The organism is Acinetobacter sp. (assembly GCF_045628685.1).
Classification (GTDB): domain Bacteria; phylum Pseudomonadota; class Gammaproteobacteria; order Pseudomonadales; family Moraxellaceae; genus Acinetobacter.
On the sequence record NZ_JAZQPV010000126.1, the window covers coordinates 56,214 to 66,675 of the forward strand.

Genomic DNA, 10,462 nt, shown 5'->3' on the forward strand with positions numbered 1-10,462 from the left:
TCCTTTAAGCTACTGCTTAAAATTCAGGATGTCATTTGCCTCTCTCTGGCAACTCCATATAGTGCCTGTTCAAACTGCTGTACCGAATGCTGCCATCCAATATCCAGTACTTTTTCACGGCTCTCACCTTATATATTTTAACTGTCGATTATTCGGTAATTGATAAATTAACTGAATCAGTTTATTTGACCTAAAGGACTTAACCAGCCCGTTTCACCATTTTTTCATGTAAATGCGCACTGGCATAATCATACGTACTCACTGGCAAACCACTTGTCATAGCCTCAAGCACCACATTACCAAAGGTTTCAACTTGGCGGGCGAATACAGAAATATTCGCACTTGCATAGGCTTAAGCAAAATTTAAACCAGTTAAATTTCCAGTAAAAATAACCTCATGACTTTGGCATAATTTCTCTAGACAACTCCGATCTGGTCCCTCACCCACAATAACAAGCTTTACATCTTGCTGATTTACTCGCTTCATAGCGATATAGGCATTCATCATAACCTCTATTTCCTTTTCAGGAGATCGTCGTCCTTACATACAACATTACCTTGGTTTCTGGAGTTACCTTCCATGGTGGGCATAAAGCATCCAAACGAGGCGGTGAAGAAAAACATGCAACATCTACACCACGCCCCCAATAGCCAAAGGACAATGAACACCAAAACACAAAACTTTCTTAAAATATATTCTGTATCTTTACTGGGAATACATGTCAGTTGTGTGTTGTTATGAAACCAACGTAAATAGTGCTAGATAGGCTCAACTAAAAAAGCCAAATCGAAAAAACAACTAAATTCTTAAAAAGGTAAATGGAAGTCACTTGAAATAGGGATTTTTTTGGTTTTTGCAGCTTGTAAAACACTCAACCCTAAAGGTTCTTCGGTAACAATATGCACAAGGTCTGATACAAACTCCTCCAGTGCATATGATACTTTTAAAAATTATGGCCAACCAAATTAAAGGTTTGGAATACTTAGGAATAGATTGCGCTTTGATCAGACCTTGTTTGTTTGGTAAAAATTCACTACATGCGTGTTGCAGTTCGGGTCGAATCAACAAAATTTCATGACCTTGTTTTTACACACCTTTACAAAGTAATAATAAAGATAGCACCACTCCGTTACTTTCTGGAGAACAAGTCTCAGTAACAATCGCTATTTTAGGTGTGGACGAACCAAGTCGTTTAAAACCTGGATTTCATCCCATATAACATCCAGCTTTCTCTATTTAAAATAAAATGAAAACTTTCTGGAAAATCTAGGTCCTGTCATCAATTAGCTTGAGAAAATCTAACCTGCCCTCATTATTTTTTCATGACTAAACGCTATGCATTAAGAGGTGATCAGTGGGAACAGATTAAAGATCTGTTGCCCGGACGAGCAAGTACTGTTGGAGTAACTGCCAAAGACAACAGGCTATTTGTTGAAGCAGTATTATATCGGTATCGTTCAGGTATTCCGTGGCGAGACTCACCAGAACGCCTGGGGGTTTTAGAGCCGTGGCACACTCGCTTTAGCCGTTGGGCTAAAGTAGGCGTATGGCAGAAAGTTTTTGAAGTGCTATCACATGAAAGTGATAATGAATATGCCATGCTGGACTCCACCATTGTGCGTGCTCATCAACACAGTGCCGGAAAAAAAAGAACAGGCGATCGGACGCAGTAAAGGTGGTTTAAGTACCAAAATTCATGCCCGTACTGATGTTTTAGTCAACCCAACAGGATTTTATCTCACTGCCGGGCAGGCTCATGACTTAAATGGTGCTGATATGCTGCTGGACTTATCGTTAAGTCAGACACTTGGCTCATGGATAAAGTCTACAATTCCAAGGATAAGGTGATTGATCCAATCCATAAGATCCATGGCCAGATCGTGATGCCGTCCAAAAGTAACGCGATTGATCAGCGTGATTATGACCAACATCTTTATAAGGCAAGACATCTGATCGAGAACTTCTTCGCCAAGCTCAAGCAGTATCGAGGTATTGCTACGCACTATGATAAATTGGCTCAAAACTTCCTGTCAGCGATCTACCCTGCTCAATCAGGATATGACTTAATGATGACATGCCCTAGTTGTTTGAGCAGACTCGTCGCATACACGTTTGTCATACAATACCTAGATCATTATTTTAAAATTAGCTTAGATGTTATTTCTTTCAGTTTGATGATTTTTAGATGACCGTTTATTGACATACATTATGATATAAAAATAATTAAAGCATTCCCCACACAACCATTGTTAAATGTACCTTTACTGCCGCTTAAATTATCAAATTGAATCCACATTTATCTCTATTTTTTCTGACTAAGATGTGTAAAAAAATCTATGTAATCGTACAACCTATTTAATAATCAAATCAATATTAGAATGAAATATCAACTGAAATTCGATCTCGATAAATTCCTGCAGGCACCCCATTTAAGGGATTATCTTCAAGTTGTACAGAGATAATATATTTTTGTCTTTGTATTCCAGTCTGATTAAGATGTACTCCCCATAAATTTTGATTTGCCCCTCTCAAATTTAACTTGGTACGTAATTTATATTGACCATTGGAAAGATAACTCATTCCATTTGATGTGATTAAATTTTGGCTATTAAATAAAATTGAGTAGCTCGCATCACATGAAATATTGAATGAAGTTGCTGACTGACTACGCTGATAACTTGATAACCGCATTTCTGAGTTGGTAAAGCCATCAATTGAGCATTGCTGAGCAGCCACCATTTCACTCGTCAACACACCTAAAATTATTAAAATAATTTTTTTCATTTTCAACTCCTATTTACATATGCTGCTCAAAACCTGATGATCTAAATTTTCGAATTGATTCTGGTTAAGAACAAATTGAGACTGACATTGAGTTCCACCTTGAGTTTTAACCGCAAGGTTGTAACGATCAGGCTTAGATAAATACAAATAGACTATTCCATCACTACCCATAAAATATGGCTCTGTGGCTAGGCCCTCTACCTGAACCTCTGACCCTGCTAATAAATTATTTTCATTGATATCTTTTATATTTATAGCAAAACGTTTTGTTTTATAAACTGGAAAGTCAATTTTATATCCCCGTTGATCTAAACCAACCAGTTTTTTAGAAGAATATTCAAAAGTTTCTTCCATAGCTAACTGATTCTGATCAAATGAAATATCATAATTTATATAAGGAATAATATGATGTACAAACATGTAGCCTTTATCATTGGTATTACCAACCAACGATGAGGATTTATAAATATCCAAATTTGAATGATTATTAACTTTAACAAGTGCAAAAGCATTATCTGCATATTTAGTTAATGCTGCTTTATTACCCAACCAAACTAGTGCACCCTCAAACACGGCTTGTGAAACCCGATTATCTTCATATTCATCATGAGAAATCTGCAAATTACCAATACCTGTTTTCCATAAACCATAAGCATTATAATTTATTTCATCATCAGTTCGGTTAACACCTAATACATAGTCAAAACCATTTTGCGTCATCGTTGTTTTTCTAAAACTTAAGCGGGTTTCATCATTTCCAGTATCATGGTTTAAATTAATTTGTCCTTTTTCGACCCAATTATAATTAAATGCAATATTAAACCCATAGTCCTCATCATCGCCAAAATCTTTAAAAAACCCGAAGGTGGAATATAAGTTATTGGTTAAATTTTTTCTTGCAATAATATCAAAAATTTTCCGGTTATTAGGATCAGTATTATTAGAAGTATAATTTGTCTGATCGATATAACTTATATTTAGCCCATCTATATATTTAAGGTTATAAAAATTAAAATAAACTAGATTTGATGTTTTTATATTAGAGTTAAATTCTTCATCACTAATATATTTATATTGTTTAGAAAAAAAACGGCTATTCATTCCAAATGACCAATTCATAAAATCTCGGCTAAGAGATACAGAAGCACCATATCCTTGCTCATTTTCAGCATCGCTTAGCGCAAAAGCAGTATCTAAAAGTACAAATTTGCTTAATGCTTGAGTCCATAATAAACTGACATTATTCGTATCTTCACTATATAAAATATCTCCGCCTAAAGTAGTAGATGACGTAATTCCTCGCCGAAAATATAATTTTGAAAAAAAGTCTCGGTAATCATCATTAACCTCATCATAGTTATATCTGAGTTTACCTATAGAAAAATTATATTCACTCAACTTAGGTTTGAGTAATTGATTATTGATAAAGATAGGAAAGCTCTGAACTGTTCTATTGCCCAAAATATCTTCCACAACAATTTGGGCATTTCCTGCCTGATTAATGAGTGCACCCGTAGGCAGCGAGTAATTACCTGGTGTCACAGAATTTTTATACAATTGAACACCATTAAGGTATAAATCAACTGTAGAAGGTAGAGCAGCACTTCCTTTTAGAGTCGGTGCATTCCAGTAAATAAAATCTGGACGATCTGTATAATTCGTTCCAATACTCAGTCCTCCAAACCGGAATGAGTTATTTAAGGTATTGTAAGGAGTGGTCGTATCTCCTAGTGTTAATGTCAAAAATTTTTCAGGAAACTCAATATTCAGAGTACTGTTTACTCGAAGCAATTTTTTTTCGAATTCATCTGGACTATTTCTATATAAAAAAGAATTTTTTAATAACCAATAATCTTTAAATATGCCTAGTTCAGAAAACGTATTAAAGTCCTGCTCATAATTATCCTTACTATAAAAAAGACTATAATTCAAAAAACCGCCAAAATTTGCTTTTTCTGGAGGAATAATGGTGCTCAAACCATATTGAGTATCTTCAAAGTAATCTGATGGAAAATTTATTTTTATTGCTTGTAAAGCCTGATCATCTTCAAATTTTATTGAAGATGAAGTCAATAAACAAAAATCTTTTTTAATGGTATCTCTACTCAATTTCTCAATACGTATACCCACATTTTTTAAGGCCTGACATTCAATAAACTTTCCCCCATCTCTCGAAAAAGTAACTGCTTCCGCTTTATAATCAAGGCCATTGATCCAGATATTTACAATGACCATCTCCATTTCTTGTTGTTGATTTAATTGCTGATTAATAGCTGCATTTACATGAGTAAAACCTATACTACAAACGATCATTGTAAGAATTTTAGTGGCCTTCATAGCACTCCCCTATCCTTTTACTGAGTATTCCAAATACTTCTCATCCTTATCTGTTTTAATTTTAATTTTTAACTCATTATTATTTGTAATTTCACCGAGCTCTAGCTTGATCTGATTTCCCCCTAGAACATACTGACCTAATTTCTTTTTTAAAATTTCTTTATCTTTATTATCTGTTACAAGGATTTCAACAATTTTTATATGCGACTTGGCTAAATTATCAATATTTAAATAAGCCTGATTGTCTAATTTTTCTAATTTTAGATCTAGCTTGGGAGTAGCTTGTTTTCCCGCAAATAAGGGTAAAGAAAAATTAAATAAAAAATTAATTGAGGAATCATCCTCTACCGGTGTGACTTCTTTAAAAATAATACGCCATGTTTGCTCTTGATTCATATTTGTTAATGGCTGACTAAATCCAATACGTACAATTTGCTTACTTTCTGGTTTTAATTCAAAAGTTTTAGGATTAAATAAAAGTGTTTTATCTTCTTCTAAAATATCTTCACCTTTTTGATTTTGTTTCCATTTTGCTGCAGAAATTTCAAATATCCGTGATTTCGCTAATCCTGTGCTTTCAATACTGACTGTGGTACTTCTTTGACGAGTAGAATCCTGAATAAATAATTGTATGGGGTTAAATTTTATTCCTGCAGATACGGAAAGACTTAACAAAAACAAGCCCCAAAAACCCATTATTTTTTTCATCATTATTTGCCCCAAATATATAAATTATTTTTCTGCTCTAACGGCTAAAAATAGGAGATGCCAAAAATGCATCTCCTACCGGATCTTTTTTTGAAATAGAGAATACTTTTAATTTAGAATTTAACTTCTACACCATAAGTTCCCCTATAAGTACCGGCATATGTTCCGACACCAATGTTTGAGGCTTGAGCTCGAACCCCATACGTATGTGCTCTTCCATCCCAATTTACTGTCGAACCACTAGCGTAGGTAGCACCACCTCGAGTAGTCTGCACACTTACGGGCACAGAACGAGCGCCGTTGACCAATGTTCCTGGTGGTGTAATCGTCAAACTATAATCAGCATTGGTACTTACATCAAAGGTTGTAGAAGCCGTATAATTATTCTGTGCTGTAAGGGCAAGACTTGAGTCTGCAATACTAAAATCACAATGCTTTGGAACTTCTAATACAATATCAATCTTGCCTTTACACTCATTGCCACAAGAAGTTTTTCCTGGTTTATGTGGACCACCTCCACGTTCTGGTGGTCCTGCATAAACACTTGTTGCACACACACCAAAAGCTAATGCGGCTAATGCGGTTTGTATTTTTTTATTCATGACTTTCTCCATCTCTTTTTTTTAAAAGAATGTATATATTTATTTAATTATATTAACAATTACGTTTGTAACTCTTTTTATTATGAGTAGGATCCCGTAATCGCCCACTCATATTATTACGATTGATATAAAAATTTTAAAAATTTTATTATTCACTATATTTATTTATATTATAGTTTCCAATTCAACTATTAGCTAAAATACTATTTTTATTAAAATTTATATTTATAAACATCAATTTACAATTTAAATTTAGCTCCAATCGTTTCAAAAAAAAACTAAATATTTCTAAAAAATATTAATAAAAAGATAAGTGTTTAATTTATATATGTTTTTTTATTTATTATAATATTACATAAAAATGCAATAAATTTACATAATTTACAAAAAAGCGTATTTTATTCCTTATTTTATATCAAATATGTGACTTATTTTTTTATTTTATGTTCTTTTTCCAATAATCTATTAGTCGCATAATTTCATAGTCAAATGTAACAACTTTATTCAAATCACTACTAAAATATATAATAAAAATTTAAAACCCAGCTTATATAGATTTCCAAGAATAAAATACTGCCTAATCTTTTATTATATTTATTTAATGTGAAGATTTTCTAAGCCGAAATTAATTGTATTCACTTTAATTCAGTATTTATTCTTTTTAATATTTATTAGACTTCTTTCATAAATCATTTTTTAATCAGCTCCAAGTTATAGATTCCAGCGATTAAATTAAATCTCAAACCGAGTCTTTTGCCTCTATTTCGATAACGTTCGGCAAGGATCTTGAAGGTTTTCAGGCTGCCAAAGACATGCTCAATCCCGATTCTTCTTTTATTGATCTCCTGATTATAGATTTTTGAGTTCAGGATCCAGTTTACAGCGTCTTTTGGCTTTTAATGGCACCAGGCTATGGGGGATACAAAGTATAAATCCCCTGATCGCCTTTATCTGCAAGGATAAAAACTCCTGATGGAACAAGATGCAGGTTTATTTTGAATAACTCGATCACGCACTGCACCGCGACTGCTCCATAAACTCAGAATTTGCTGAGTTTTATGGTGAATCATGGCCTGTACTTTGAAGGTATGGGTCTTTTTCTTGCCACTATAGCTTTTCTTCTGTTTTTTAGGCCTTTGTATTGGGATTTCTGTGGCAGCCACGATCACAACATTCCAGTCTATGCCTTCACCTTCGGGTAAGTCTTTGGGTAAATTAAAAAGATTGGACCGAATCAGACAGTTTTCAACATGACGGACAATTCTTGAGGCTGTGGGTTCTGAAACACCGTAACTCGTCGCAACGTGAAATAAGGTTCGGTATTCCCGCCAATAGCTCAGACAAAGCAGAACCTTGATCCTCAAGGCTTAACTTGGCCGGTCTGCCCTTGGCAGGGACATGCATTTTCAATTGCCCCACCATTAAATAGAAGGTTGACCATGAGATGCCGGTGTATCGCTTGAACTGAGGATCAGAAAGCCTGTTTGAATCGATGTATTTCATCCGCAGATGATGCACGAATGCCAAAAAAACTGGAGTACAAATATCAACCAAAAGAAGATCATTTTTTGATTTATGAAAGAGATCTATTGTTATTCTGATCCAAACTTAATGCAAATCCATTTGCAAATATTTTTTTAACTATTCAACTGCTCAAAAATAAAAACAGCCGAATCAATAAGATTAAGAAACGATTCTACGTAACATCTCTTTGGAAATATTGCCGTAACTGAGCACATTCTGCGGATCTAGCTGGGTTTCAATACTAAATGTACCATCTGCATTTTCTTCAATTACGGTAAAAACCAAATGTTCCATAGTGGCCATTTTGACTTTATGCCCAATATTAATTTTTTCTATATTCATACTGCTGTTATTCATTTAACTGTCCTTACAGAAATATGTTTTTCATATCGACTTTAGTACAATCAAGTTTATTGTGTTTTAAACTACTGGTAAACTTAAATCATTGAAGAAAAACACATTAATACAAAAATAATATAATATAAAACTTTTAGTCACTTAGTTGATTTTATTCAGAAATATCAATTAATTAATTTATCTTTACAATAGAATCACGCTCAACTTGCTTACTTATCAATCAAAATAAAAATCTATGGGACACTATTGAAATAGGAACAAGACGTTATTAAACAAAAATTAATATCTTGTTCTTGATTCATTTTTTCATTGTTATCATTTCAATTTCTTTATAACCGTAATTAATCCTGCGCGCTCAGTTGCTGAATTTTATTTATGTATGAATAGTGCTTTTGATTAAATACAGTTAAAATAGCATTTAATTGATTTTGTGCTGCTTTTTTACCTGCTCGTATGGTCATTTCACGACCTTTGACATCAAAAATATGGGCTTTTTCTCTTAAATCAGGCTGAATCACAATATCTGCATGTTTCAGTTCTTCTCTAGCCAAATGATTCTGCATAATATTAATATTTTGGTTAAACAGACCCCAAACATTGTTGGTTTCGGTATGTATCGGTTGAGCCAGAATATCGACTGCAATAATAATATCTGCGCCCAAATCACGCGCTACATTGACAGGGACAGGACTGACCAGGCCACCATCGACATATTCATCTTCACCGATTTTAGTAGGCACAAACATACTTGGAATAGACACGGAAGCACGCACCGCTTGCCCGGTGTTGCCATAATTAAAGACGACTTTTTTGCCTTCTTTTAATTCTGTTGCCACCACATACATTGGAGTTTTAAGCAATTCCAAGGGTGTATTATTGACTTGCTGATTGACGTAATTTTCAACTTTTTTGCCGTCAAAAAACCCTTTTATATCCAGTTTTATATCACGCACATCATGAGCTTTCATATTTAACGCAATATCCCGCAATTCGTTCGCGGTTTTGCCACTGGCATAAATTGACCCCACAATACTTCCGGCACTGGTGCCGACAATAAAATCAGGATGAATACCTTGTTGTTCCAATACCTGAATGACACCAATATGCGCATAGCCCCGCGCACCACCACTGCCCAGTACCAAGGCTACAATTGGACGATTTTCCTGTTTTTTTAATTTTTTAAAGTCAATACGGTCGGCATGTACTTGTGCATCTACACTTGGAGATTCAGATAAGCCTGCTGAACCCACAGTAAGCTTGGAGTGAGGAACGGTTTGACATCCCACTACACTGACTATAGTTAAAGCAATACAACCATATTTGATATTTATCATGAACCACCTAAAGATGAATAAACTTATCTTTTAAAAGTCGTACAGTTTAAGAACTTTATGTTTTTCACATTGTAGTATTTCGTTAAACTGCCATCGAAAAATATTAGACTTTCTTTAAAATTGACCCTAGTGAATTTGCCAATGCCTTCTCTTCATTATCGCACTATTTTTCTAATTTTTTTAAAATTAGGTTGTGTAGCATTTGGGGGGCCAGCTGCACATTTGATCTTTTTTCATCAAACTTTTGTAAAACAATTAAATTGGATAAATGACCAGCAATATGCTCAATTGGTTGCATTGGCACAAATTCTACCTGGACCGACCAGCAGTCAAGTCGGCCTGGCGATTGGCTATGTGAAAAAAGGCTATGGAGGTGCAGTAGTTGCATGGCTGGGTTTTACCTTACCTTCCGCAATATTGATGACTACAGTAGCAATATTAGGTCAACAATTTTTTCCTCTGTTTTCTTCTGCGTTTTTTCATAGCATTCAACTGATTGTCTTGGCGGTGGTGACATGGGCTTTCTGGCAAATGCTGCGGAGCTTTTGTACCCAACTCTGGCAATATATTTTAATGCTCTGTTCTGCCCTGTTTATTTACAGTGTTTCACTGCCTATGAATCAAATCATGGTGATTTTTATCGCAGCATTGCTAGGATTGTTTTTCGCACCAAAAAACAGACTTACATCAGAAAATAATACAGAAAACTCCTCTTTAATCCCTCTTATTTCCTCTACAAAAAGATCATATGCCTATCTTTGGTTAGTTCTTTTTATTCTCCCATTTCTTATCTTTCCCCTTGTGAACGGGCTACA

General features: G+C 34.4%; 9 protein-coding genes and 2 pseudogenes. 2 read left to right on the forward strand and 9 right to left on the reverse strand.

Translation table 11 applies throughout. The annotated features are described in order from the left end of the window. Nucleotides 1–23 precede the first annotated feature (23 nt). A pseudogene (locus tag ACKI4H_RS16130) lies at nucleotides 24–1,244 on the reverse strand (glycosyltransferase). A gap of 79 nt (nucleotides 1,245–1,323) precedes the next feature. On the opposite strand from ACKI4H_RS16130, the pseudogene ACKI4H_RS16135 reads away from it, so the two are divergent. Further along, nucleotides 1,324–2,079: pseudogene (locus ACKI4H_RS16135) on the forward strand (IS5 family transposase); the annotation flags it as partial. A gap of 295 nt (nucleotides 2,080–2,374) precedes the next feature. On the opposite strand, the gene ACKI4H_RS16140 reads toward ACKI4H_RS16135, so the two are convergent. From ACKI4H_RS16140 to ACKI4H_RS16175, 8 genes are all read right to left on the reverse strand, one after another. Further along, a complete protein-coding gene (locus tag ACKI4H_RS16140) occupies nucleotides 2,375–2,785 on the reverse strand; it encodes a hypothetical protein (protein ID WP_407307508.1) in 411 nt (136 codons plus the stop codon). Nucleotides 2,786–2,794: 9 nt separating this feature from the next. Continuing rightward, nucleotides 2,795–5,122 (reverse strand): fimbria/pilus outer membrane usher protein, encoded by a 2,328-nt coding sequence (locus tag ACKI4H_RS16145; RefSeq protein WP_407307510.1) that lies wholly within the window; start codon nucleotides 5,120–5,122, stop codon nucleotides 2,795–2,797. A 9-nt stretch (nucleotides 5,123–5,131) separates the two neighbouring features. Continuing rightward, nucleotides 5,132–5,833 (reverse strand): molecular chaperone, encoded by a 702-nt coding sequence (locus tag ACKI4H_RS16150; RefSeq protein ID WP_407307512.1) that lies wholly within the window; start codon nucleotides 5,831–5,833, stop codon nucleotides 5,132–5,134. Between the two features lie 110 nt (nucleotides 5,834–5,943). Continuing rightward, nucleotides 5,944–6,432 carry a hypothetical protein gene (locus ACKI4H_RS16155; protein ID WP_407307514.1) on the reverse strand — a complete coding sequence of 163 codons (489 nt, stop codon included), beginning with the start codon at nucleotides 6,430–6,432 and terminating at the stop codon, nucleotides 5,944–5,946. A gap of 689 nt (nucleotides 6,433–7,121) precedes the next feature. Then, nucleotides 7,122–7,304: a transposase gene (locus ACKI4H_RS16160; protein ID WP_407307530.1), complete on the reverse strand. Its 183-nt coding sequence runs from the start codon at nucleotides 7,302–7,304 to the stop codon at nucleotides 7,122–7,124. A gap of 75 nt (nucleotides 7,305–7,379) precedes the next feature. Continuing rightward, nucleotides 7,380–7,796 carry a transposase family protein gene (locus tag ACKI4H_RS16165; protein WP_407307516.1) on the reverse strand — a complete coding sequence of 139 codons (417 nt, stop codon included), beginning with the start codon at nucleotides 7,794–7,796 and terminating at the stop codon, nucleotides 7,380–7,382. Nucleotides 7,797–8,115: 319 nt separating this feature from the next. Further along, on the reverse strand, nucleotides 8,116–8,313 hold the full coding sequence (locus ACKI4H_RS16170) for a hypothetical protein (protein ID WP_407307518.1): 198 nt from the start codon (nucleotides 8,311–8,313) through the stop codon (nucleotides 8,116–8,118). Between the two features lie 341 nt (nucleotides 8,314–8,654). Further along, the gene (locus tag ACKI4H_RS16175) at nucleotides 8,655–9,647 is read right to left on the reverse strand and encodes a patatin-like phospholipase family protein (protein WP_407307520.1); all 993 of its coding nucleotides are present in this window, start codon (nucleotides 9,645–9,647) and stop codon (nucleotides 8,655–8,657) included. Nucleotides 9,648–9,788: 141 nt separating this feature from the next. Here ACKI4H_RS16175 and ACKI4H_RS16180 point away from each other — a divergent pair. Next, a partial coding sequence (locus ACKI4H_RS16180; RefSeq protein ID WP_407307522.1) for a chromate transporter occupies nucleotides 9,789–10,462 on the forward strand: 674 nt, incomplete at its 3' end.